Source organism: Streptomyces sp. NPDC017202 (assembly GCF_044331705.1).
Classification (GTDB): domain Bacteria; phylum Actinomycetota; class Actinomycetes; order Streptomycetales; family Streptomycetaceae; genus Streptomyces.
This window is the reverse complement of the sequence record NZ_JBIRNP010000014.1, coordinates 130,011-152,185: the sequence shown is the minus strand read 5'-3', so window position 1 is coordinate 152,185 and position 22,175 is coordinate 130,011. Positions and strand designations below refer to the sequence as shown.

General features: G+C 70.8%; 24 protein-coding genes. 11 read left to right on the top strand and 13 right to left on the bottom strand.

From position 1 onward, the window contains the following. The first annotated feature begins 43 nt into the window (after positions 1-43). Positions 44-817: a thioesterase II family protein gene (locus ACH4N1_RS25120; RefSeq protein WP_398100260.1), complete on the top strand. Its 774-nt coding sequence runs from the start codon at positions 44-46 to the stop codon at positions 815-817. Between the two features lie 184 nt (positions 818-1,001). Here the strand turns inward: ACH4N1_RS25120 and ACH4N1_RS25115 are convergent, their stop codons facing one another. Both ACH4N1_RS25115 and ACH4N1_RS25110 read right to left on the bottom strand, forming a co-directional pair. Beyond that, on the bottom strand, positions 1,002-1,535 hold the full coding sequence (locus ACH4N1_RS25115; protein WP_398100259.1) for a DUF3291 domain-containing protein: 534 nt from the start codon (positions 1,533-1,535) through the stop codon (positions 1,002-1,004). Positions 1,536-2,012: 477 nt separating this feature from the next. Next, positions 2,013-2,621 carry a TetR/AcrR family transcriptional regulator gene (locus ACH4N1_RS25110; RefSeq protein ID WP_398100258.1) on the bottom strand — a complete coding sequence of 203 codons (609 nt, stop codon included), beginning with the start codon at positions 2,619-2,621 and terminating at the stop codon, positions 2,013-2,015. A gap of 313 nt (positions 2,622-2,934) precedes the next feature. Between ACH4N1_RS25110 and ACH4N1_RS25105 the strand changes: the two genes are divergently transcribed. The 3 genes from ACH4N1_RS25105 (at position 2,935) to ACH4N1_RS25095 (ending at position 4,906) form a co-directional block, all read left to right on the top strand. Further along, positions 2,935-3,582 (top strand): peroxiredoxin-like family protein, encoded by a 648-nt coding sequence (locus ACH4N1_RS25105; protein ID WP_398100257.1) that lies wholly within the window; start codon positions 2,935-2,937, stop codon positions 3,580-3,582. A gap of 188 nt (positions 3,583-3,770) precedes the next feature. After that, on the top strand, positions 3,771-4,124 hold the full coding sequence (locus ACH4N1_RS25100; RefSeq protein ID WP_398100256.1) for a hypothetical protein: 354 nt from the start codon (positions 3,771-3,773) through the stop codon (positions 4,122-4,124). Positions 4,125-4,252: 128 nt separating this feature from the next. Beyond that, complete coding sequence (locus tag ACH4N1_RS25095; protein WP_398100255.1) at positions 4,253-4,906, top strand: MBL fold metallo-hydrolase; 654 nt, start codon at positions 4,253-4,255, stop codon at positions 4,904-4,906. Between the two features lie 229 nt (positions 4,907-5,135). On the opposite strand, the gene ACH4N1_RS25090 is transcribed toward ACH4N1_RS25095, so the two are convergent. Further along, complete coding sequence (locus ACH4N1_RS25090) at positions 5,136-5,696, bottom strand: TetR/AcrR family transcriptional regulator (RefSeq protein WP_398100254.1); 561 nt, start codon at positions 5,694-5,696, stop codon at positions 5,136-5,138. A 115-nt stretch (positions 5,697-5,811) separates the two neighbouring features. On the opposite strand from ACH4N1_RS25090, the gene ACH4N1_RS25085 reads away from it, so the two are divergent. From ACH4N1_RS25085 to ACH4N1_RS25075, 3 genes are all read left to right on the top strand, one after another. Next, positions 5,812-6,504: an SDR family oxidoreductase gene (locus tag ACH4N1_RS25085; protein WP_398100252.1), complete on the top strand. Its 693-nt coding sequence runs from the start codon at positions 5,812-5,814 to the stop codon at positions 6,502-6,504. A 57-nt stretch (positions 6,505-6,561) separates the two neighbouring features. After that, positions 6,562-7,617 carry an aldo/keto reductase gene (locus tag ACH4N1_RS25080; protein ID WP_398100251.1) on the top strand — a complete coding sequence of 352 codons (1,056 nt, stop codon included), beginning with the start codon at positions 6,562-6,564 and terminating at the stop codon, positions 7,615-7,617. A gap of 136 nt (positions 7,618-7,753) precedes the next feature. Continuing rightward, entirely contained in the window at positions 7,754-8,758 is a 1,005-nt protein-coding gene (locus ACH4N1_RS25075; RefSeq protein WP_398100250.1) for an NADP-dependent oxidoreductase, read from the top strand. Positions 8,759-8,837: 79 nt separating this feature from the next. Here the strand turns inward: ACH4N1_RS25075 and ACH4N1_RS25070 are convergent, their stop codons facing one another. Beyond that, on the bottom strand, positions 8,838-8,987 hold the full coding sequence (locus ACH4N1_RS25070) for a hypothetical protein (RefSeq protein ID WP_398100248.1): 150 nt from the start codon (positions 8,985-8,987) through the stop codon (positions 8,838-8,840). Here ACH4N1_RS25070 and ACH4N1_RS25065 point away from each other — a divergent pair. Next, a complete protein-coding gene (locus ACH4N1_RS25065; RefSeq protein ID WP_398100267.1) occupies positions 8,970-9,350 on the top strand; it encodes an alpha/beta fold hydrolase in 381 nt (126 codons plus the stop codon). The genes ACH4N1_RS25070 and ACH4N1_RS25065 overlap by 18 nt on opposite strands. A 133-nt stretch (positions 9,351-9,483) precedes the next feature. Here ACH4N1_RS25065 and ACH4N1_RS25060 read toward each other — a convergent pair whose 3' ends face one another. From ACH4N1_RS25060 to ACH4N1_RS25035, 6 genes are all read right to left on the bottom strand, one after another. Next, positions 9,484-10,410, bottom strand: coding sequence for a hypothetical protein (locus tag ACH4N1_RS25060; RefSeq protein WP_398100246.1), 927 nt, complete (start codon positions 10,408-10,410; stop codon positions 9,484-9,486). Between the two features lie 32 nt (positions 10,411-10,442). Further along, positions 10,443-11,591 (bottom strand): DUF3696 domain-containing protein, encoded by a 1,149-nt coding sequence (locus ACH4N1_RS25055; protein WP_398100244.1) that lies wholly within the window; start codon positions 11,589-11,591, stop codon positions 10,443-10,445. Beyond that, on the bottom strand, positions 11,588-12,805 hold the full coding sequence (locus tag ACH4N1_RS25050) for a DUF262 domain-containing protein (protein ID WP_398100243.1): 1,218 nt from the start codon (positions 12,803-12,805) through the stop codon (positions 11,588-11,590). Before ACH4N1_RS25050 ends, ACH4N1_RS25055 begins: the two co-directional genes overlap by 4 nt. 113 nt (positions 12,806-12,918) lie before the next feature. After that, the gene (locus tag ACH4N1_RS25045; RefSeq protein WP_398100241.1) at positions 12,919-13,641 is read right to left on the bottom strand and encodes a hypothetical protein; all 723 of its coding nucleotides are present in this window, start codon (positions 13,639-13,641) and stop codon (positions 12,919-12,921) included. A gap of 428 nt (positions 13,642-14,069) precedes the next feature. Next, positions 14,070-14,780, bottom strand: a complete 711-nt coding sequence (locus ACH4N1_RS25040; RefSeq protein WP_398100240.1) for a glycoside hydrolase family 11 protein — start codon at positions 14,778-14,780, stop codon at positions 14,070-14,072. Between the two features lie 932 nt (positions 14,781-15,712). After that, positions 15,713-15,859 carry a hypothetical protein gene (locus ACH4N1_RS25035; protein WP_398100270.1) on the bottom strand — a complete coding sequence of 49 codons (147 nt, stop codon included), beginning with the start codon at positions 15,857-15,859 and terminating at the stop codon, positions 15,713-15,715. Here ACH4N1_RS25035 and ACH4N1_RS25030 point away from each other — a divergent pair. Beyond that, positions 15,802-16,539, top strand: a complete 738-nt coding sequence (locus ACH4N1_RS25030) for an FtsX-like permease family protein (RefSeq protein ID WP_398100239.1) — start codon at positions 15,802-15,804, stop codon at positions 16,537-16,539. The two genes, ACH4N1_RS25035 and ACH4N1_RS25030, sit on opposite strands and share 58 nt — an antisense overlap. A 485-nt stretch (positions 16,540-17,024) precedes the next feature. Here the strand turns inward: ACH4N1_RS25030 and ACH4N1_RS25025 are convergent, their stop codons facing one another. The 3 genes from ACH4N1_RS25025 to ACH4N1_RS25015 all read right to left on the bottom strand — a co-directional run bounded on the left by ACH4N1_RS25025 (position 17,025) and on the right by ACH4N1_RS25015 (position 19,385). Beyond that, on the bottom strand, positions 17,025-17,654 hold the full coding sequence (locus tag ACH4N1_RS25025) for a TetR/AcrR family transcriptional regulator (protein WP_398100237.1): 630 nt from the start codon (positions 17,652-17,654) through the stop codon (positions 17,025-17,027). Positions 17,655-17,800: 146 nt separating this feature from the next. Then, complete coding sequence (locus ACH4N1_RS25020; protein ID WP_398100235.1) at positions 17,801-19,192, bottom strand: amidase; 1,392 nt, start codon at positions 19,190-19,192, stop codon at positions 17,801-17,803. After that, complete coding sequence (locus tag ACH4N1_RS25015; protein ID WP_398100233.1) at positions 19,179-19,385, bottom strand: hypothetical protein; 207 nt, start codon at positions 19,383-19,385, stop codon at positions 19,179-19,181. Before ACH4N1_RS25015 ends, ACH4N1_RS25020 begins: the two co-directional genes overlap by 14 nt. A gap of 148 nt (positions 19,386-19,533) precedes the next feature. Here ACH4N1_RS25015 and ACH4N1_RS25010 point away from each other — a divergent pair, with 148 nt between their 5' ends. Then, a complete protein-coding gene (locus ACH4N1_RS25010) occupies positions 19,534-20,859 on the top strand; it encodes an MFS transporter (protein ID WP_398100232.1) in 1,326 nt (441 codons plus the stop codon). 11 nt (positions 20,860-20,870) lie between these two features. Beyond that, positions 20,871-21,806: an MBL fold metallo-hydrolase gene (locus tag ACH4N1_RS25005; protein ID WP_398100230.1), complete on the top strand. Its 936-nt coding sequence runs from the start codon at positions 20,871-20,873 to the stop codon at positions 21,804-21,806. Positions 21,807-22,175 lie beyond the last annotated feature (369 nt).

Genomic DNA, 22,175 nt, shown 5'->3' with positions numbered 1-22,175 from the left:
GCATCGCCGGGCGGGGCGCGGCGGCCGCTGGATTGGACCCGACATGTCCGTAGTGGAGAGCCGCTGGCTGCGGCGGTTCGCAGGCGCCGAGGGCGGTGGGGGCGGCGAGAGCGGCCGGCTCCAGCTGGTCTGCTTCCCGCACGCGGGCGGCGCGGCCAGCGCCTACCTGGGCCTGACCCGGGCCCTGGCACCCGACATCGACGTGGTGGCCGTCCAGTACCCGGGGCGGCAGGAGCGCCGACTGGAGCCCGCGCTGACCTCCCTGACCCATCTGGCGCGGGCCGTCGCCGAGGAACTGGCCCGCGTCCCGCAGCGCCCGTACGCGTTCTTCGGCCACAGCATGGGCGCGGTCGTCGCCTACGAGACGGCCCGCGTGCTGGCCGAGTTCGACCTGGTCACCCCGCGGCGGCTGATCCTGTCCGGGCGCGGCGCCCCGAGCATGGAGCCCCGGGCGAGCGACCGCCTGGAGGGCGACGCGGCCCTGATCGCCGAGATCCGCCGCCTGGGCGGCACGGGCAGCCGGGTCCTGGACGACCCCGAGCTGCTGGAGATGGTGCTGCCCACCCTCCGCGCCGACTACGCGGCCCTCAGCCGCTACCGCTGGCTGCCGGGACCGCCCCTCGACATCCCGCTGACCGTCATGGTCGGTACCGCCGACCCGGTCGTCCCGGTCGACGACGCCCGCGGCTGGCTCGCCCACTCCACGCGCCCGGGCGAGCTCCTCACCTTCGACGGCGGCCACTTCTACCTCGACACCCGGCTCCCGTCGGTGGCGGAGGCGGTGCGCACCCTCCTGGGACAGCCCACGACCGTGTGAACGGCCCACGCACCGGAGCCCCTTCCCCGAAGGGGCGGCCGGCCGGCACCGCCCGACACGGGTCCGCCCGACACGGGTCCGCCCGACACGGGTCCGCCCCTGGTGACTCGCCGGGGGCGGACCCGTCGCCTGTCGAGTCGCCCACCGGACGGCGAAGCCGACGAACGCGGTCCACGCCGAGGGCTCAGTTTCCTTTGATCCTGGCCGAAGTCCCGTCCGGGGCGAACGAGTCGTGGAAGGTGAAGGCGTGCGGCGCGGAGCCGTGGTCGTGGAGGTGCTCCAGCCGGGAAACCCCGTCCTGCCAGGTGGGTGTCACGCCGTCGGAGACCCACCAGAAGACGTGATTCGGGTGCCCCGTCCTCTCGAACCAGTCGTGACGCCTGCCCAGCGCCTCACGGTGCGGACCGGTGTGGACGGCGTCGAAGGCGGGGCGCAGGTCGGTCCAGAGGGAGAGGGACGCGGCCAGGGCGGTGGTTTCCGGCGTACGGCCCTTGGCGTACCAGGCCGGTACGGCGAACTCTCCCCACGCACCCCAGTCCGCCTCGAAGAGCGCGCCCCGGTCGCCGTCCGCCGCTTCAGCACGCGCGAGGTACCCGGGGTGCCGGCTGATCTCCCGGTAGACGGCCTCACCGATGTCGTAGAACTCGCGCGTGAGAGGGGCGGGATCGGCGAGAGGTGATGTCAGGACGCCGAACGTGTACAGCGCGAGATGGGGCATGCGTCTCTCCCTGGTCGGGGGTGCCTGGTGTGGACCCGGTGCGGTGGCTCACGCAGGGGGGGCGAGGGTTCGTGGGGCGTGCCCGACTCGTCCCGCCGCGGGTGGCTCAGCCCGAAGTGACTCCCGTGCGACCGTGGGCGGTCGCCGAGGACCAGGTGAAGGTAGCTGCCTCTGCGGGCCATGTCGAAGTTGCGTTTTCCCTGTCCGAGTGGCCTCTTGCACCGGCTCTTCGCCCCGGCCGTCGCGGGGGCCGGGGCGGTGACGGGCGGGGCGGGCTGTGGGGTAAGCCGCGCGTGCGGAACGGCGTGAACGGCGTCGCGCCCGGCGTCTTCGTCCTCTTTCCGGCCGTCACGGTCACGGACTTCCTGGCCTCGCGTCGGAGGCGCGGGCGTCCTCACCGAGGTGCCTGCCGCCTGGGCGCCGGACGGCAGCGCGGGATCGCCGAGGATGATCCCGGCCGGCCCGGGGTGCGTCGCGCTACGGGCGCCGCGCTGCCGCCGGGGCGCTGATCGGCCCCAGGGCGGCCTTCACGGTGTCCGCGAGGGCGTGCGCGTCGGCTCCGGCCCGCGAGCGCAGGTTGACGCCGTACGCGAGGAGCGCCAGCAGGTCGGCGGAGGCCCCCGGATCGACGCCGACGGCGAGCTGCCCCTGTTCCTCGGCGGCGACCAGCGCCGCGTACATGGCGTCGCGCAGCTGCTGGTGGTGCCGGTCGAGGAGGGCGCGGACCCCGGGGTCGTCGTTCTCGGTCCCCGCGTGGGCGTTGGAGACCATGCAGCCCCAACGGGCGTACGCACCCGAGCAGCGGGCCGAGATGAGCCCGGTGAAGAACTCGGTGATGGCCGGCAGCCCCCTGCCGTCCTCGGCGAGGCGCTGGAACACCGGCTGGGAGCGCTGCTCGAGGTAGCGACGCAGGGCAGCCCGGTACAGCGCCCGCTTGTCACCGAAGGTGGAGTAGAGGCTGGAGCGGTTGACGCCGGTGGCCGTCACCACGTCCTGGATACCGGTCGAAGCCATGCCCTGCCGCCAGAAGAGCCGCACCACGGTCTCCAAGGTCACGTCCGGATCGAAGTGCTTGACGTCGGACATGCTTCACCCCGCTGTCTTGAAATGGGAATTCCAAGATAGCGGGCAGGGGTCGCCGCACACAGCTCCTGCGGGGTCCGCCGAGGCCGGCGGCCGTCCGGGTTCGTCCACCGTCCCCCGCCCTCGCCCCCGCCCTCACCCTCGTCGGCCACCGCCCCTTCACCACGCTCCGAACCGTCAACTACCGTGCCACCACTGGCACATGCCCTCGCACGACGCTATCTTGAAACGCCCATTCCAAGTTACGGTGGGCGGGTGCGCCGGCGTCCGGCGCCCGTGGAGACCCGCGCCCGCCACAGCCCAGGAGGACCCGCCCATGACCCTCAACGCCGAGTTGCGCGGCTTCTACGAGGCCCGGCATCAGCAGATCCCCGCCGAAGTGCGGGCGGTCATGGAACGGGCGGGGGAGGAACTCGCCGCCTCCGGCCAGGCCGAGCGCGCGCTCACCGTCGGGGCGCACGCCCCGCGGTTCACCCTCCCGTCCGCGACCGGGCGGACCGTGTCCCTCGACGCCCTGCTCACCGACGGGCCCGTGGTCCTGACCTTCTACCGCGGCGCGTGGTGCCCGTACTGCAACATCGCCCTGCGCTCGCTCCAGCAGCACCACGCGGACATCACCGGTCGCGGTGCGCGACTGGTGGCCCTCTCCCCGCAGATCCCGGACGAGTCACTGTCCCTCACCGAGAAGCACGGGCTGGCGTTCGACGTCCTGAGCGACGTCGGCTCCGACACCGCGAAGCAGTACGGGCTGGCGTTCGACCTGCCGGCCGACCTCGCGGCCGTCTACGACAAGTTCGGCTTCGACCTCCAGCGCGTCAACGGCGGCCACGCCCGCACCCTGCCGCTGCCGGCGACGTACGTCATCGACCGCGACGGCACCATCCGCTGGGCCTTCGTCGACACGGACTACACCGCCCGCGCCGAACCGGCCGACATCCTGGCCGCCCTCGACGCTCTCGCCTGAACCGACCACCACCGCGGCCCAGGAGGGCGCGTGTGGGGGGGGGCAGGGGGACGGACGGCAGACGAGGGCGCCGTCCGCCCCCTGACGCATCCCGCGACCGGCGCCCGGGGGCACCCGGCGCATGGCGCCCCATCCACCCGAACAGAACTGACAGAACGTCAGAACATCTGAATGCCTGAACGAGCTTCATGAGCACGGCGTTTGACGCAGACCGCGGGACCGAACACCGAGTCGTCGCGCCGGACCACCAGCGGATCACGGACGTCCTGGCTGATAGAAGCAGGAAGCGCGGGAGCCGGTGGACCGCCGTCAACCGGGTCGCGCTTTTCAGGGGTGGCGGCTGCGCCCGAGCGGCGTCCGCGGCGCTGCTCGACCGCGTGCAGTCCCGCGTGGACGGCCTCACCGCGTCGCCCCGGCGGGAAAGCCGGGACAGCGCCGCCGGCGCGCTCGGCCCGAGGCCGAAGGACGTCACCGTCACCGACGAGGGGCTGCGGCTCGCCCTCACCGGCGACGCGGCCACGCCGGGCGGGAGCGGCTCCTGAGGAGATGACCGCGGTCGCGCGGCGGGAGTGTCCGGCCCCGGTCACGCCTCACGTCGTCACGCCCCACGCAATACACAACCAAGGTGTACAGTTTAGCTGCAGAAAGCGCTCGGTCCGAGAGGAATCCCGTGAAGCTCACCAAGCACGCCCACGCCTGCGTCACCGTCGAGAAGGACGACACCCGTCTGGTGATCGACCCCGGCACCTTCACCCCGGACGCGGCGGCCGCTGTCGCTCGGGCGCAAGCGGTCCTGATCACCCACGAGCACTTCGACCACTTCGACGAGAAGCTGATCGCCGCCGCACTCGCCGACCGGCCCGAACTGCAGGTCTACGGCACCGCCGCCGTCGCGGCGGCCCTCGGCGGCCAGGACAGCCGCGTGCACACCGTCGCCGCCGGCGACACCTTCACCGTCGGCTCCATCCCCGTCGCCGTGCACGGGCACCGCCACGCGCCGATCCACGCCGACATCCCGTGCCCCGACAACGTCGGCTACCTCCTCGACGAGGGCACTCTCCACCACCCCGGCGACGCCTACTGCGCGCCCGACGTCCCCGTGCGCACCCTGCTGCTCCCCACCAGCGGGCCGTGGACGAAGCTCGGTGAAGCCGCCGACTACGTCCGCGCCGTCAAGCCCGAACACGTCATCCAGATCCACGAACTCATGCTCAGCGAACTCGGACAGCACTCCGTCGCCAACCTCCTGGGCGAGAACGGCCTGACCGGCACCGCGATCCAGCGCCTCGCGCCGGGCACCACCGTCCAGCTCAAGAACCAGTAAGGCCCGGTAAGGACCGGACTCCCCGACGAAGGAGCGGCATGCGCTTCGCGACCATCCGCACCGGCGACACCCTCACCGCCGCCCGTATCTAGAGCGACCGCGCCGTCCTGGTCGACGCCACCGACCCTCCGGCCAACACCAGCGGCCTCTCCCCCACCCACCTCCGCCCGGCCGCGGACACCTCGTCGCCCACGAGCGCCGTCGATGTGCACCCGCACCGCGCCCGTGATCAGCCCGCTTCGGTCAAGGCCGCGTGCGCGGCGGCGAGGATCTCCTCGGAGAGCGGGGAGCCCTTGGTGGCCCGGGACAGGACCAGCGCACCGAACAGGGTGCAGAGGCGGGCGATGCCGTCCTGGTCGTCACCGGCCAGGAAATCGACGAAGTCGGCCACCCCCTCGGCGTAGACGCGACGGGCCTCTCGCGCCCCGCCCTCGCGCGCGATGTCGGTGGCGAGCGCGGCGACCGGGCAACCGTCCGCCGGGTCGTCGCGGTGCTCGACGGAGAGGTAGGTGTCGATGAGCGCCTGCTGGGCGGCGGCGCGCTGACCCTCGTACCGCTCGAGTCCGGCGCTGTGGCGTCGGGCGAGCTCGGCGAAGGCGTGGGCGGTGGCCTCGTCGACGAGCGCCTCCTTGGAGGCGAACTGCTTGTAGAAGGCGCCGTGAGTCAGACCGGCCGCCTTCATCAGGTCGGCGACACTGACCTGCATGCCCTGCTCCCGGAACAGCCGGGACGCGGTGTCCACCACCCGCCTGCGGTTTTCCTCCGCCTGCGCCTGCGATACGCGGCCCATGACCACCTCCCATTTGGATGTCGACTGGCATCTATCATAGGCCCGTGTTTAGATTGTCTTCGTAATCTAAAAAGTTGCGGGTGGCCGACGGCGCCCGCCACGACCAGGAGTGAACATGGAACTGAAGAACGCGGTCGCAGTCGTCACCGGCGCCAACCGGGGCCTCGGACGGCACCTGGCCGCCCAGCTCGTCGAGCGCGGCGCGAAGGTGTACGGCGCGGCCCGACGCCCCGAGACGGTCGACGTGCCGGGCGTCGTCCCGCTGCGGCTGGACGTCACGGACGAGGCGTCGATACGAGAGGCCGCGCGCGTGGCGTCCGACGCGACACTGCTGATCAACAACGCGGGCATCTCCACCGGCGCGACGCTGATCGGAGGCGACGTGGCCGAGGTGCGCCGGGAGATGGAGACCAACTTCTTCGGCCCGCTCGCCGCGACCCGCGCCTTCGCCCCCGTGATCGAGGGCAACGGCGGCGGCGCCGTGCTCAACGTCCTGTCCGCCCTGTCCTGGTTCCATCCGGCAGGACTCGGCTCCTACGCCGCGTCCAAGGCCGCCGCCTGGGCGCTGAGCGACGCGACCCGTGAGGAGCTGGCACCGCGCGGGATCACCGTCTCGGCGCTGCACGTCGGCTACATGGACACCGACATGGCCGCCGACGTCCCCGCCGACCAGAAGGTCTCCGCCGCCGACGTCGCGGCCCAGGCCCTGCAGGGCGTCGAGACCGGCCTGCCCGAGATCCTCGCCGACGAGACCAGCCGGTACGTCAAGCAGAGCCTGTCCGCGGCCCCCCAGCCGAACGCGGGCTGACGCTCACCCCTGCACCCCGGCGCGACCGCCCTCCCACCCCTCACGCAAGGACATCTCGTGCGTTGCACGACCTTCGGCCACCGGACCGGACTGCGCGTCTCCGAGTACGCGCTCGGCACCGCGAACTTCGGCACCGGCTGGGGCGCAGGCGCCGAGCCCGACGAGGCACGCCGGATCTTCGACCGGTTCGCCGAGGCCGGCGGCACCTTTCTCGACAGCGCGGACGGCTACCAGTTCGGCGAGTCGGAGGAACTGACCGGAAAGCTGATCTCCGCCGACCGCGACCACTTCGTCCTGGCCACGAAGTTCACCCTCGGCGCCGGCCCGCAGCCGGACATCTCCAAGACCGGCAACAGCCGCAAGAACATGGTCGCCTCGGTCGAGACCGGCCTGAAGCGCCTGGGCACCGACTACATCGACCTGCGCTGGGTGCACTTCCCCGACGAGCTCACTCCGATGGAGGAACTCCTGCGCGGGCTCGACGACCTGGTGAGCGCCGGCAAGATCCACCACGCCGCGCTGTCCAACTTCCCCGCCTGGCGCGTCTCGCGCGCGGTAACCCTCGCGGACCTGAAGGACTGGGCCCCGATCGTGGGCATCCAGCACGAGTACAGCCTCGTCGAGCGCACCGCCGACCGTGAGCTCCTGCCCATGGCCGAGAGCCTCGGGCTCGGCGCAGCCCTGTGGTCCCCGCTCGGCGGCGGACTGCTCACCGGCAAGTACCGCAGCTCCGCCGAGGGGCGCCTGAGCGACCTGGGCATGGTCATCCACACCGAGAGCACCGGCCAGAAGACCGCCGTCGTCGACACCGTCCTGGCGATCGCCGAGGAGACCGGCGTGACGCCCGCCCAGGTGGCGGTGGCCTGGGTGCGCGAGCGCGCCGCCCGCTCCGTGGCCACGCTCGTCCCGATCATCGGCCCGCGCAGTCTCTCCCAGCTCGACAGCTACCTCGGCGCCCTCGACGTCCGGCTGACCGACGCGCAGTACACCCGCCTGGCCGAGGTCAGCGCGGTGCCGCTCGGTATGCCCCACGAAGGGATCGCCGCCACCCTGGACCGCATCCAGGGAGGCGCCGCCGACCGCGTCACCACCCCGGTCGTGCCGATGGCCTGACGGGGGAACGCGGCTGAGGACGAGGTGCGCCCGCGCCGCAGCCGGGAGAGCAGCACAAACCATCTCGTACGGGGAGAAGCCCGGGGCGAGCGGAGACCCCGGCCTTTCACGGACGGGAAACGGAACGGAGACGACGATGAAGGCTTTCATGGTCGAGAAGTACGGCGACCAGGCCGGGATGCGCGCCGCCGAAACACCCGACCCCCAGGTGGGTGCCGAGGACGTCCTGGTCAAGATCCACGCGGCGGGCGTGAACCCGCTGGACATCAGGATCCGCAACGGAGACTTCAAGGCGTTCATGCCCTACCGCCTCCCGCTCGTCCTGGGCAACGACCTCGCAGGGACGGTCGTCCGGGTCGGCCCGTCCGTCACCCGCTTCACGGTGGGCGACGAGGTCTACGCCCGGCCCGACAAGGACCGCATCGGTACCTTCGCCGAACTCATCGCCGTCCACCAGGACGACCTGGCGCCCAAACCGGCCACCCTCACCATGGCCGAGGCCGCCTCCCTCCCCCTGGTCGCCCTGACCGCATGGCAGGCACTGGTCGAGCGGGCCCGCGTACAGCCGGGCCAGAAGGTCCTCGTCCACGCGGGCGCCGGCGGCCTCGGCTCCATCGCCGTCCAGCTGGCCAAGGCGCTGGGCGCGCACGTGGCCACCACCGTGAGCACCGCCAAGGTCGACCTGGCCAGGGACCTCGGCGCGGACGTCGTCATCGACTACCGCACCCAGGACTTCGAAGAGGTCCTCGACGGCTACGACGTCGTCCTCGACAGCCTCGGCGGCAAGAACCTCGCCAAGTCCCTGCGCGTTCTCAAGCCCGGCGGCACGGCCATCAGCGTCGCGGGCCCGCCCGACCCGGCCTTCGCCCGCGAACTGGGCGCGAACCCGATCCTCCGCCTGGCCATGACCGCCCTCAGCTTCAGAACCCGGCGCGACGCCAGGCGCCACGGTGTGACGTACTCGTTCCTGTTCATGAAGGCCGACGGCGACCAACTGCGCGAACTCACCCCCCTCATCGACACCGGGAAGATCCGCCCCGTCGTCGACCGCGTCTTCCCGTTCGAAGAGACCCTCCAGGCCATGGAACACGTCGAGAAGGGACGGGCCAAGGCCGGCAAAGTCGTCGTCGCGATGGCGTAGGGGCGAAAACGAGTCCCAGGCACCGGTCACCTCCGACAGCGACAAGACCCCGCGCACCCCGCTCCCCCGCCACACCATCTCAGGACCCGGCCATGAGCACACCGTCCAGTTCACCCGCCCCGATGTCGTACGAGAACACGCCGAACCGCTCCGTGTCCGTGCGTGGCGTGCCTTCGTCCACCGGCGGCTCGGTCCGGACGAGGGCGTACCCCTGATCCTCCTCAACCACCTGTCCGCGGTCCTGGACAACTGGGATCCCCGCGTCGTCGACGGACACGCCGCCCGGCGCCCCGTGATCGCCTTCGACAACCGCGGCGTCGGCGCGTCCGGCGGCTCCACACCCGACACGATCGAGGCGATGGCCCGCGACACCGTGCTGTTCATCCGGGCCCTCGGGCACGACAGGGTCGACCTGCTCCGCCTGTCGATGGGCGGTTTCATCGCCCAGGTCATCGCGGCAGAAGAACCCGATCTCGTCCGCAAGATCGTCCTCGCGGGCACGGGCCCCGCCAAAGGCCCCGGCATCGACAAGGTCACAAGCCTCACCGTCAAGGACACCGTGATCCTGGACACACGAGACACCGGATCCTGAGGATCTGAGAACGGACATCTCGCGGCCATGAAGCACTGTCCGCCGGAGTTCAAGGCGGACGCGGTCGCGCTGTACCAGTGGCGGCCCGAGGCGACGATCCGGCAGGTCGCTGCCGATGTTCTGACGGGCGCTGTCAGACCTCCGGCCGGATCTTGCCGCCGATGTGGGCGAGGCGGATCGTGCGTTCCTCCGGGACCAGGCGGAAGTGGACGCGGCCGGCGCCCGGCGTGAACCGGGCGTGCAGGTCGAAGGTGCGTGTTTCCCCGTCCAGGTCGGTGAAACGGCACACGCGCTTACGGGTCTCGCCCTCCGGGCTGACCTTGCTCCGCCACTCGGGTTCGGCCATGGTCGTCGGATCCCACGCGGCGACGGCTTCCTCCAGCCGTTCCAGGGCTCGCCGTACGGGCACCACCCAGTGCGGGTTCAGGCCGCCGAGCTGGCCCTCGACGCGCGGCAGGAAGGTGAGGTGCGGGTAGAGGTCGGCCCGGCTGTCCCAGATCCGCAGGCCGGTGGTGACGCTCTCCCTGCGCGCCTTCCGGATCCACTCCAGATGCCCGTCGAGATGCGGCTCGGCAGACAGATGCCGGACGTCGACGGTGTCATGTCGCATCTCCAGCGTGCCATCGTCGTCCTCGACGAGCTCGGCGCGCTCCAGTGCGACCTGGTCGGTCTGCCAGGGACGGGCCACCGGAAGGCTGACGGCGATGCCGTCCATGAAGTGCGCGGCGCCCAGGCCGAGGACGACCTCGCCGTGGTGGCGGTACTCCAGATGGTCGGCGGCATCCTCTGCGGGGAAGACGCTCCGCACGGGAGAGCGGCCTTGTAAGGCCCGCAGTCGCTGCCAGAGGGCACGGTTGCGCGGGCTGGCGCCGATCCACTTGTTGACGGGGTAGCCCTCGGCGATCTCCAGCGCCTTGACGTCCACCTCGCTCACGAGGGTCGCGCCTCCTGCGGCCGCGGCGGCACGGACGACGGCCACGAAGTCGGCCATGGCCCGCTCGGCCCGTGCCGGGTCGCAGGCCGTCCCCCAGGACTTCTCGTTGAGAAACAGCAGTGACACGCTTTCCCCTCCCTCTGTGTCATCCCGTGGCGTCAGTCCAGCAGCCGGTCGAGCGAGTTCTCCCATTCGTCGAAGAAGCCCTCGGGCCACTGCTCGAGCATGCCGTCCTTGTCGATGCGCGGGGTGACGACCTCGGTGCCCGCCCCATTGCCGCTGAAGTAGTGGACGACCGCGTCCTGCGGCTGGAGGACGCCCTGTTTCACCGCGATGCGGACGCCGTTCAGCACGTGGTCGCTGTGCGTCTCGACGATCAGCTGGGCGCCGGTGGCGGCGGCCGCGGACAGCAGTGCCGCCATCCTGCTCTGCCCCTTCGGGTGCAGATGGGCCTCGGGGTTCTCCAGCAGGATCAGGCTCTCGGGCGTCGCGGTGAGGCAGGCGACCACCACGGGCAGCGCGTAGGTGAGACCGAAGCCGACGTTGGTGGGGCGCCGGCGGCGGGTGGCGTTGATGCCCGCGGTGCCGCCGAAGCCGTAGGAGAGGCGGACCGAGTCGGTGCCTTCGATGGGGTCGGTCTCGATGTTGACGCCCGGACACAGCTCCTGCATCCAGGCGATCGTCTGGTCCAGGAGCTGGGGAGACGTGGCGCCGCGATGGCGGAGTGGACCGTCGGGCACCTCCATGGGTACGTCCTGGTCCGTGTGGTGACGCAGGTAGTTGACGGTGTGTTCACCACGTACGCCGAGGAAGCCTCGCGCGACGGCGATCTGGTGGGAGCGGGGGTAGGTGACCGCCGGGGTGATGCGGTCGGCGTGCAGGTATTGGAACGGCTGCTCGGCGAGGTGCGCGCGGACCGATCCCTCCGCCAGCGGCATGACGTCCCGGTCGGGGTGGCGGACGTCGTACGCGGCGGCCCAGGTCCGCTGCTCGCCGTCCTCCTCGATGACGAAGCCGACGAGCGGCTCACGGACGGAGGGGAGTTCTTCCACCGGCCCGAAGTCCTCGTGCAGAACGTCCTGTGCGGTTCCCAGGGTCACGAGGTCACCGTTGAGCAGCAACCCGCCCCCGGCACGTCTGGTCCGGATGAGCATCTGCGTCTCGTACGACTGTCGCAGCAGCCCGAGCGCCTGCAGGACACTGCTCTTGCCCGAGGAGTTGAGACCGGTGAGGAGCGTGAGCGGGCCCAGGGGGAGTTCCAGACGCCGGAACGCCTTGAAGTTGATCAGCGTGATGCGGTTGATCACTGCCCGGCCCCGCTCCGTCCCTCGCCGAGCTCCTTCTCCAGAAGCTCCTTGACCGCGTCGAACCGCTTGCGGACCTTCCTGGCGTCACCGGTGCCCACCGAGATGGCACGTTCGAACTCCACGTCCTCCATCAGCTCCGCGAAGGCGTCGAGGACGTCGGTCTGCCGCAGCACCTCGCGCTCGTCGTCGCCGAGGCTCGCGAGATTGACGGCGACCGCCTCGAAGAGCGCCTTGTTGATGGGTGACTTGCGCTGCTGGTTCCGGCGGTACTTCCGGAAGGCGTGGGGGCCGAAGACTTCCTCGGCCGCGAGCATCGCCGTGAGGAACTCGGTCCGCAGCCGGTTCTCCTCCGCGCTGTCGAGACGGTTCACCTGGTGCATCGCCTCGGCGAGGAACGCGTCGAAGTCACCGGGCTTGTACGCGTGCGGAGAGGTCATCCGGAAGGCCAGGAAGCGAAGGACCATCTCCCGGTCGGCCATCCGGTCCCCGACGACGCTGTAACCGGTGGCCCGCCGGAACTCCTCGGTCTCCGCGAGCTCCGCGAGGAGCGTACGCGCCCGGCCCGAGATGAGCGCGTGCCGGATCTCCTGCCGGGTGAGGGGCTCGCCTCCGGTGTTGATGCGCGCGAAGACGTTGAACATCACCGGCTCGGGGGTACCTCGCCGGATGACGTGGACGACGACCTCGGTCTCACGCAGCCGGATCTGGAGTTTCCCGGACAGGTTCGCGAAGCCCGTGCCCTCGAAGTTGCGCAGGTACTCCAGGCCCGTCAGTTTCAGCGGGTCGGCGCCGACCGCCTCGGGCTCCACGAAACGCGCGATGGACGTGAGGCGCTGAATGCCGTCGACGATGGCCCAGCTGCCGTCCTTCTTCTCGGCGGCGTAGAAGGACGGGATGGGAATGCGCAGCAGCAGAGACTCGATGAGCCGGGACTGCTTGCCGTCGGTCCAGATGCCCGCCTTGCGTTGGAAGTCCGGGGCGAGGTCGATCATCTCGTTGCGCAGCCGGGACAACAGCAGATCGACGGTCGTCGTCCGGGTGTCGATGTCGATGTGCTCGGGGTCGAAGGGAGAGGTGATCTGCTCGATCACCACATCCTCGGCCTCCTCGCGCTCGATGTCGGTCGGCCGGCCGTCGGTGGTGACCTCCACGGAGAACAACGGGGATTCAAGCTCCCCGGCATCGGCCGCGGCGTCCTGGTACCGCTCGAACACCGACCGTTGGTCCCGTGTACGCCCCTGGCTCTCCTCCAACGCCGCCATGTCCTCTGGTCGCCCTCCCCCTCATGCCGTACGCGATCACCGTGTCCGCTGCGATCACCCTCACCCTACCGTCCGTGATCCCGCGGTGACGCCGGATCGATCAGAGCAGTGGGGACGGGGGTTGAGCGGGACGGCACCGGGCGGTCGGGCTCCTCGTCCCCGGTCTCGGGTTCCCCGGCGGTGGACGAACCGTCGACGAGAAGCTCTCCGCCCCGGTGCCGGAGGCCTTGGACGGGCGGGCAGATCACGGCCAAGCCGGCCACGCCCGCTGCCGCGAGCAGATCCGGGACCGCTCCCCCGCCCGGGAAAAGGAACGCCTCGGCAATGAGCTCCACGGTCACCGCGAGTCTGCCCGCGCCGGCCGGCAGGCGGCTGCCGAGCGGCTCGGCCACGGCACCGGCCGCGTCGGACTCGGGCCCGTCCGCGAGGAGCCGGGCGTCGACGATCACCAGGCTGTCCCGCCTGTACCGCGCACGGCAACTGTGCCGCAGGGTTCCGGCAACGAGCCGGGACAGGTAGCGCAGGGCGCTGTCACGATCGGCTACTTCGCCGAGGCGATAGCGCTGATCGGCGTCGGCGAGTGCCGCGACCAGCTGTTCCGTGCCCGCCCGTACCCGCTCGCGGGTGGCAGGAGGCATCATGCGGGTGCCGTGCCGGGCCTGACCGCGCAGGGCGTCGCGGAGGCGGCCGAACTGCCTGCCGTGGACGTCGAAGCGCGGAGTACCGGGACCGACGCCGGGACGGTCCCTGGGAGGTGCCGGGAGTGCCGTCTCCGTCGGCGTCACCACTGCTGCGGCCGTGGTACATCCGGAGTTCCCGTGGGGGTGTCCCGGGCGATGAGGCCGGTGAGTCCGTCACCGTCGATGTCCCAGGACGAGGCGATCCGCGTCCAGGACCGGCCGCCAGTGGCGATGAGGTACTCGGACCGGAGCGTGTTGCCGAACCGTCTGGGCAGGGACTGAACCGGTCCGGGACCGGTGGAGGCTCTGTGCGTCGGCTCCAACTCCCTCTGGGGGGCTGGTGTCGAGCGTAGTGGCTGGTCTCGGGCTCGTGGGGTGGGATGTCGCCGATCGCTGTGTGGAGATGCCGGTTGTCGAACCGGTCGGCCTCCCCCAGCCTTCGGCCGGGGGTGCCCCCACCGCGGTGGCGAGTTCGCCACGGCTGCGGGCCCCGCCACGAGGACGGAACCCGCAGCCGGTCGTTCGCCGGACAGAGGTCAGCCGCTGACCGTGATGTTCGAGCTTCCGCTGCTCCGGTATCCCTCGGTGGCCATGATCATGTAGTACTTGAACTGGCCCATGTTCATACCCGCGCGTGCCCAGGCGTCGAAGTGGTTGCCGGTGGTGATGGTGCCGGAGCCGCTGGTCACCTTCGACTGCCGGACGCTCCAGTACTGGTCGAAGGTGCGGGTGCCCTCGACGGAGGGGGCGTTGTACCGCGTCGTCCTGTAGATGTCGTACGTGCCGCCGTCGCTGTGGACGGTGCCCCTGTACTCGCCGGTGGGCCGGTAGTTGCCCCAGTTGTCGACGATGTAGTACTCCACCAGCGGGTTCGATGTCCAGCCGTAGAGGCAGCCGTAGCCGTTGCCCGACGGGTTGAAGTAGCCGGTGTAGCGGACCGTCCTGCGCCCGCCGGTGTTCCAGCCCTTGCCGGCGACGAAGTTGCCGCAGTTGGTCCACCGGGTGCTGTAACTGCCGCCACCGTTGAGCGTCATGGAGACGGAGCCACCGCCGTCGGTCCAGAACGAGTAGTACATGCCGTCGTAGCCGGTCTGGTTGGTGGTGATGGTGGTGGCGGCGTGAGCGGTGCCGGGCAGCAGCAGTCCGGACGCGGTGGCGAGCGCTGCGGCGCCGGCGCCGCCGAGGAAGCCTCGCCGGCTCAAGCCGCTGAAGGAAGCGGGGTTCTGCTGGATCTGGTCCTTCTGCATGCGTCCTCCCGATGAAGGCTGGTGGGGGGGCAGGCGGCTTCTGCTGCCCGCGGCCTTGCATGGAACACGGCGGGGATCGCCCCACGTCGTGCCGCAACGACCGACCGCCCTCCCCGGTCACATGACGCGAGGGGAACGACGGTCTCCTGTCGTTCGGTGGCCACAGTTTTCGTAGAGCATCATGACCCTGTCAACACTTTCGGCGTTCTTTCGGAAACATCGCTTTCACCAGAAGAGGTCTTGGCGAGTACGTCTTCGCTGCTCAAGCCATCCCTCACGCGAACCTTCGCGAGGGATGCAATGAGATGAGAAAGGGTCGCAACGAAAGCGTGTACGCGATATCCGAATCTTTCGAACGAGCGTGGACGCGCCTGCGGTGGCCCCATGGGGAACGACTGCGCGCGAACGGCCTCGCGGGGCTTTCGACATGTGTCCCACCGCACGGTGGTCCCCGCACCCCGTCTCGCGGCACGGGCAACGCGTCGGCCCGGAGGAAGGAGGTCCGCCCTCGCCGTGTCCGTCAGCGGCTCCGACGACCCGCTCGTGATGGTCTGACTCCGCGGCCTGCGCGCCGTCGACCCCTTGAGCAGGAAGCCGCCGGCGCCGGCCTTGGGCGCGGCGTAGACGTAGTGGTCGAGGTCGTATGTGGTGAGGATGATGACCCGCGTTCCGGCCGCCGAGGGCGCCCCGACCCTTTCGATCGTCGGCTTCGCCGTGTCGGCCGGCAAGACGGCCGACTCCTGGGCTGCTCCCGCGCAGGTCGACGCGCCGGCGTCGGAGGGCAACCCGGTCGCGAGTCAGATGCTCTACCGCTTCGACTCCGCGAGCACGAAGCAGCAGATCACCGCCGACCGGAAGAAGCTCGCCGACTCGGTGGGGTCCGGGGCACTGCTGGGTACCCGGTCCTGGCTGGACATCAAGCGCGCCGCTGATCAGGGTGCGGCGGCGACCGTCCCGTTCGTGATGGCTTTCGGCGCGCTCGGCATCGTGATGTCGGTGATCATCGTCAGCGGTGTGACCAGTGGCGCGGTCGGCACCAGCCTGCGCAGGATCGGCATCCTCAAGGCCATCGGCTTCACTCCGCTTCACTCCGCGCGAGGTCGTACGCGCCTACGCGGCCCAGGCGCTGATCCCGGCCGTCGTCGGCATCACCCTGGGTGTCGTCCCGGGAAATCTCCTGGCCGTGCCACTGCTGTCCGACATCGAGTCGGTGCACGGCGGCGTCTCGCTCTCGGTGGCCTGGTGGGTGGACGTCGCCGTACCGGCCGCCGCCCTGGTCGTCGTGGGGCTCGCGGCGCTGATTCCCGCGCTGCGGGCCGGAAGGCTGCGTACGGTCGAGGCCATCGCGGTCGGCCGGGCGCCGCGCACGGGGCGCGGCCAGTGGGCGCATCGGGCGATGGGGACACTGCCGCTGCCGCGGCCGGTGACCTACGGTCTCGCCACCCCCTTCGCGCATCCGGTACGTACTCTCGCGATGCTGCTCGCGGTGGCGTTCGGTACGGTCGCGGCGACGTTCGCGGTGGGGCTGACCTCGTCCCTGAACGCGATCGGCACCTCGCAGGACCCCGAGAACCGTGCCGCGGTCACGGTCGCGACGACCAAGGTGAGGGAAGTCGCTCCCCCGCCGCCGCCTCCTGTGGGGGGCGATGCGGTTGGCTGTGAACGGCTTCTCCGGCTCGGAGAGATCGTCGAGGACGAAGTCCAGGACGCCTGCGGCGGGGCGGCAGACGACCGTGCGGACCCCGGGTCACTCGCCTGACGCTCCGTCGGGACCAGCGTCGAACGAGCGTCATGACGGTTTCCCGTACGCCCCGCGGCGCAGGGACAACGCGTCCGCCCTCTCGCACGACGCTCACAAAGCCGCAGGTCGATCCCTCTCCCCAGTCCCCCGGCATGCTCCACGTCGTGTACTGCGGGAAACAGGTCGAGTGCATCGGCCACGCCGAGAAACCCGACAGAACTGCAGGTCAGATCCCCTTCGCCCCCCGGCTCCAGGATCGCCACGCGCTCCACGTGGTGCGTCATCGGAAAGGTGTCCCGGCAGGATGGATCTCGCACAACACCAGGTCAGGGGCCGTTTTCTGCTCCGCCGAAGCGCCCTTCGTGCGCACGGAGCGTCAAACGGGCGTCACGCCCAAGGGCTACGTCCTGGTCGGTCATTGCCGGGGATTTCAGGACCCTGCCGGTACAGCCAGCCGCTTGGCCTCCACGGCCCGGGGCCGGACCGCCCGATGAGCGAAGTGGTCAGTTGTCGGGTTTCTTCTTCGAGCGCCAAGGGGCGGCGGCCTGGGTGGGGCGAGCGCCGGCCTCGATCTGCTGGGCGTACACGGCGTTCGTCACGAGCTCGCGCGCGTATGCGGCGTCCAGCCGGCCAGGGCGGAAGAGGATGCGGTACATGATCGGCGCCACGACACGGTCGATCAGCAGTTCCGTCTCGGGCACCGGCTCCCCCCGCTGCACCGCACGGGCCAACACGACGTCGATCTGCTCCGCGGCATACGCCGAACACTGACCGGCATGGGTTCCGTCGGGGTCGCCGAGCAGGGCGTCCCGGATGTAGGCGCGCCCGGGCGGCGAGGCCATCTCGTCGAGGAACTGTTCCGCCCACGCGTCGAGATCGGCCCGCAGGCTTCCGAGATCGGCCGGATCCGTTTCCGGGCGCAGTCGTTCGACGGCCACGTCGGACAGGAGTTCCTGCAGGTCGCCCCAACGACGGTAGATCGTGGAGGGGGTCACGCCCGCCCGAGTGGCCACCATCGGGACCGTGAGCGCGTCGCGGCCCACCTCCCCTACGAGTTCACGTACCGCCGCATGGACGGACTCCTGGACGCGTGCGCTGCGCCCGCCGGGGCGGACCATGGGCCTGGGACTCATGCGATCCACCTTAATGCGATTTTGTTGCTTCTAGGCGGTGGCCGGCGTCGGCGACCCGCGGGGCCACCCACGTGTCCGGGTGCCCGAGCACGGCGGACGCCCCTGCAGCGACGCGACCGCATGCCGGCCGGAACGTCCGCCTTCCCTCAGGCGGCGATGGGAGCAAGCCGCCCCGCGCCGGCCACCGACTCCTCGTAGACCCGGCCCACACGGAGCACCGTCGCGTCATGGAAGGGGCGCGCCATCAGCTGCATACCGATCGGCAGTCCGGCGCGGTCGTGACCGACCGGCAGGGTGAGGGCCGGGACGCCGGTGATGTTGGCCGGGGCACAGAGGCGGACGTAGCTGTCCGACACGGCCTCGGTCGTGCCGTCGGCCCACTCGACGGCTTCCTGCCCCGCCTCGGCGGCGGTCATCGGCACCGTCGGCGCGGCGAGGACGTCGATTCCGTCGAACATGCGGGCCCAGGCGTCTCGCATCATGGTGCGGGCCCGCTGGGCGCGGAGGTAGTCGCCCGCAGAGGTGAGTTCGCCGGCCTCCAGCAGGATGCGGACGTCCGCCGCGTACAGGTCGGGGGTGGCCCGCAGCGACCGCTCGTGGTAGGCGGTGGCCTCGGGAACCATCAGCCCCCACTGAACGGCCTGGATGTAACGCGCCATCGGGATCTCGACGTCGACGAGCTCCGCCCCCAGCTCCGCCAGCCGCTCGATCGCGCCGCGTACGGACTCCTCGACCTCGGGCGTGACCCGGTCGAAGTAGTGGTTCCGCGGTACGCCGACCTTCAGTCCTCGCAGGTCGCCTCCCGGGAAGCGGTCCGGCATCGGGCCGGACACGCTCGCCGGGTCGCGCGGGTCGTGGCCGGCGGTCGCCGACAGCACCAGCGCGACGTCCTGGACGGTGCGGGTGAGAGGGCCCACGTGGTCCAGGGACCAGGACAGGGAGGTCACGCCTGTGCGTGGGACCAGGCCGTAGGTCGGCTTGAGGCCCACCACGCCGTTCAGGGCCGCGGGGACCCGGATGGAACCGCCCGTGTCCGTGCCCATGGCGAACGTCGCCCCGCCGGCGGCGACAGCCACCGCCGAGCCGCCGCTCGACCCGCCCGCAACCCGGCTGTGGTCCCAGGCGTTGTTCGTCTGCGGAGTGGTCAGGCCGTAGGCGAACTCGTGCGTGTGCGTCTTGCCCAGGAGGACGGCCCCGGCGGCGCCGAGCCGTTCGGCCACCCGGCTGTCGCGTTCCGCCACGTGTCCTGCCCGGACGTGCGAGCTCGCCGTGGTGGGCATCCCCTCTGCGTCGATCAGATCCTTGAGCGCCATGGGGATCCCGTGCAGCGGCCCGCGCGGTCCGCTTCCGGAGATCTCCCGTTCGGCGCGGACCGCTGCGGCCAGGGCCGCGTCGGCGGCGACGGTGACGTAGGCGCCCAGCCGTCCTTCGACGGCGGCGATACGGGCGAGCACCGATTCGGTGAGTTCGACGGGGGACAGCTCCCGTGCGCGCACCGCACGGGAGGCTTCGGTCAGCGACAGCTCAAACGGTTGCATCGGCGTCCCCCTGTCCGGCTCGGTAGGAGGACGCGGGAGGGGTCTCGCCGAAATCGAGCTCGCGCAACGTGCTGATCACGGAGTGGATGTGGTTGGCCGTCATGGCCACTCCTTCGTGTCGGCCGTCCCCGAGGGGGAGCCCCGCCCGCAGCGCCCCTCGGGCTGCCTCTTGGGGGGTGAGTTCGCCGGTCATGGCTTCCTTCCGGATCTGTATGGCGCGACGGGCCGGGGCTCGTACAGGACCTCCGGCCACCGTAAAAGCGAATCGTTTGCTTTAGTCGATCGTAGGGCCTACGGTGACTTAAAGCAAACGATTCGCCTTTAGCACGGGAAGGACCCTCATGCGGAGCGTCCCCGCGGGCCTCGCGCCTCCCCGCACCTCCCCATCCGGACGCCTGCCGTTCGCATTGCACGCCTCGATCCTGATCGCGCTGCTCGCCGCATCCAGCGCGCCGACCCCGCTGTACCCCCGCTACCAGGCTCAGTGGCAGTTGTCGTCCCTCGACATCACCGTGGTCTTCAGCGCCTACGCTCTGGCGCTCCTGATCGCACTGCTGACGACCGGAACCCTTTCCGACCATGTCGGACGCCGCCCCGTGCTCCTGGGCGCGCTCACGGTCCAGGTCGCCTCCATGGCACTGTTCGCGACGGCCGGCGGCCTGACCACCCTGATCGGCGCCCGCGTGCTGCAGGGCATCGCGACCGGCGCGGCGACCAGCGCAGCAGGTGCGGCACTCCTCGACCTGGAAGACCCCGCCCGGCCGGGTCGCCCCGCTCTGGCCAACAGCATCGCGCCGGTGACGGGCATGGCGGCCGGCGTCCTGGCAGCCACCCTCATGGTGCGCTTCGCCCCCGCTCCGGCGATCACGGTGTACGCGGTCCTGATCGCCGTGTTCGCCGCGCAGGCCATCGCCCTTGTCCCGACGTCCGAGACCGTCCGCCGCCGTCCCGGAGCACTGCGCTCGACGCGGCCCCACCTGGCGCTGCCGTCGGCGGCCGCCCACGCTCTCCTGCGCAACGGCGCCGGCGTCGTCGCCGTCTGGGCACTCGGCGGCTTCTACTCGTCCCTGGGACCGGGCTTCACACGGCTCGTCTCCCCCGGCGGACCCGAATACGCCGGCGGCATGGTCTTCTTCACGCTGACGGCCGTCGCCGCCCCGACGGTGTACTTCACGCGCAGGATGCGTGCCGACGTCTGCGCTCTTCTCGGGAGCTGCGCGGTGATTCCGGCGGCCGTCCTGACCCTGGGTGCCCTCCATCTCGCCGGCCCCGTACTTCTCTTCGCCGGGGCGGCGCTGGCCGGGTTCGGCTTCGGCGCCGTCTCCCAGGGTGCGCTGCGCGCGGTCGTCGACTCGGTCCCGGCCCGGGAGAAGGGCGGCACGCTCGCCTCCTATCACGTACTCAGCTACCTGGCGATGAGTCTGCCCGCCATCGGCGCCGGCGCCCTCACCGCCGGCTTCGGGCTGCGTACGGCAGCACTGGCCCATGCCGGCTGCGTGGCCGTACTGGGGACCGTCGCAGTCGCGACGCTGACCGCGCCGCTGCGCAGTCGGCGCCGGACACCGTCCCCGGACTCCCACTCCCGCCCGGCAACGGGCAACCACACCTCCGCCTCACCCGACACACCCGCTCCAGACGTCTCCGTCCTCGCGACCCATGACAGGTAAGGAAAGTCGCCGTGTTCACCTCATCGCAAACGACCAAGTCCACTATTTCCCCCGCCTCTTCCTGGACGGTGGGCAACCACACCGTACGACGCATCGACGAAGTGGCCCTGCCCGCCCGGACCGGTCCGTGGCTGCTGCCCGGGGCAACCACCGACCTCGTGAGCCGGACTCCCTGGCTGAGCCCCGAGTTCGCCGACGAACAAGGCGTCCTGCGCCTGGCGAGTCACAGCTTCGCCGTCGAGGTGGACGGCATGCGGGTGCTGGTGGACACCGGCATCGGAAACGGGAAGCGGCGCGCCAACCCCGCCTGGCACAACCTGAACAGCGACTACGAAGCACGGCTACGGGCGGCGGGCTTCGCGCCGGAGAGCGTCGACGTCGTGGTCCTGACCCACCTCCACGCCGACCACGTGGGGTGGAACACGCGTGCCGAGGGCGACGCCTGGGTGCCCACCTTCCCGAACGCGCGCTATCTCACCTCACGCACCGAGTGGGACTACTGGGCGGGTGTCGACATGGAGGAGGCGCGTCGGCAGATGTTCCGGGACTCGGTCCATCCCGTCCGGGAAGCAGGTCTGTTCGACCTCATCGATGTCGCGGACGAGGGCACGGACGTCGCGCCGGGCATCCGTCTGCTGCCCACCCCCGGCCACACACCGGGGCAGGTGGCGGTGGAACTGAGCAGCCGTGGCGAGACCGCGTTGGTCACCGGCGACAGCATCCACCACCCGGTCCAGATGGCGCATCCGGAGCTCTGCAGCTGTGTGGACGTCTCTCCCGAACTCGCGGCCAGGACCCGGAACCAGGTGCTCGGCTCACTGGCCGGTACATCGACTCTCCTGCTCGGGAGCCACTTCCCGGCGCCGACCGCCGGACACGTGCTACGCGAGGACGGCGGGTACCGACTGGTCCCGGCTCCCTCAGGGGTCACGCCCATCGGCGGCTGAAGCGGATCGGAGCACCCGGGACGTGCCGCGTACCGAGTCGCACCGAGTCCGTGCGGGTGACGTCCTGGGCGTCCGCGACCGGACGGCCCGGGAGCGGCTGTGAGACTCCTCCGGCATGCGCTCCGTCGTCACCGATGGGGCCGGACGACGTGATGACCGGTCACCGGCTTGCGCCCTTTGCGTGAGCCGGCTGTCGGCTGTCCCTCGTGGGCGACAGTCACGCCGCCGCGTCGCGAACGAGGGCAACCTGCCGGCCCCACTCGCCCCTCGCCGGCCGAGCAACGCGGCTCTGCTTCAGTCTCACGAATCGAGCGTCATTCGAGCGTCAGCAATGATGAATGCACGTCGCCGACATCATCCGTACGAACC

What these genes read in the sequence shown, in the direction of transcription:
- ACH4N1_RS25010 (WP_398100232.1), top strand. Translation starts at nt 19,534, where the DNA reads ATGCGGAGCGTCCCCGCGGGCCTCGCGCCTCCCCGCACCTCCCCATCC.
- ACH4N1_RS25090 (WP_398100254.1), bottom strand. Translation starts at nt 5,696, where the DNA reads ATGGGCCGCGTATCGCAGGCGCAGGCGGAGGAAAACCGCAGGCGGGTG.
- ACH4N1_RS25115 (WP_398100259.1), bottom strand. Translation starts at nt 1,535, where the DNA reads ATGCCCCATCTCGCGCTGTACACGTTCGGCGTCCTGACATCACCTCTC.
- ACH4N1_RS25120 (WP_398100260.1), top strand. Translation starts at nt 44, where the DNA reads ATGTCCGTAGTGGAGAGCCGCTGGCTGCGGCGGTTCGCAGGCGCCGAG.
- ACH4N1_RS25075 (WP_398100250.1), top strand. Translation starts at nt 7,754, where the DNA reads ATGAAGGCTTTCATGGTCGAGAAGTACGGCGACCAGGCCGGGATGCGC.
- ACH4N1_RS25085 (WP_398100252.1), top strand. Translation starts at nt 5,812, where the DNA reads ATGGAACTGAAGAACGCGGTCGCAGTCGTCACCGGCGCCAACCGGGGC.
- ACH4N1_RS25040 (WP_398100240.1), bottom strand. Translation starts at nt 14,780, where the DNA reads ATGCAGAAGGACCAGATCCAGCAGAACCCCGCTTCCTTCAGCGGCTTG.
- ACH4N1_RS25110 (WP_398100258.1), bottom strand. Translation starts at nt 2,621, where the DNA reads ATGTCCGACGTCAAGCACTTCGATCCGGACGTGACCTTGGAGACCGTG.
- ACH4N1_RS25105 (WP_398100257.1), top strand. Translation starts at nt 2,935, where the DNA reads ATGACCCTCAACGCCGAGTTGCGCGGCTTCTACGAGGCCCGGCATCAG.
- ACH4N1_RS25020 (WP_398100235.1), bottom strand. Translation starts at nt 19,192, where the DNA reads ATGCAACCGTTTGAGCTGTCGCTGACCGAAGCCTCCCGTGCGGTGCGC.
- ACH4N1_RS25100 (WP_398100256.1), top strand. Translation starts at nt 3,771, where the DNA reads ATGAGCACGGCGTTTGACGCAGACCGCGGGACCGAACACCGAGTCGTC.
- ACH4N1_RS25025 (WP_398100237.1), bottom strand. Translation starts at nt 17,654, where the DNA reads ATGAGTCCCAGGCCCATGGTCCGCCCCGGCGGGCGCAGCGCACGCGTC.
- ACH4N1_RS25015 (WP_398100233.1), bottom strand. Translation starts at nt 19,385, where the DNA reads ATGACCGGCGAACTCACCCCCCAAGAGGCAGCCCGAGGGGCGCTGCGG.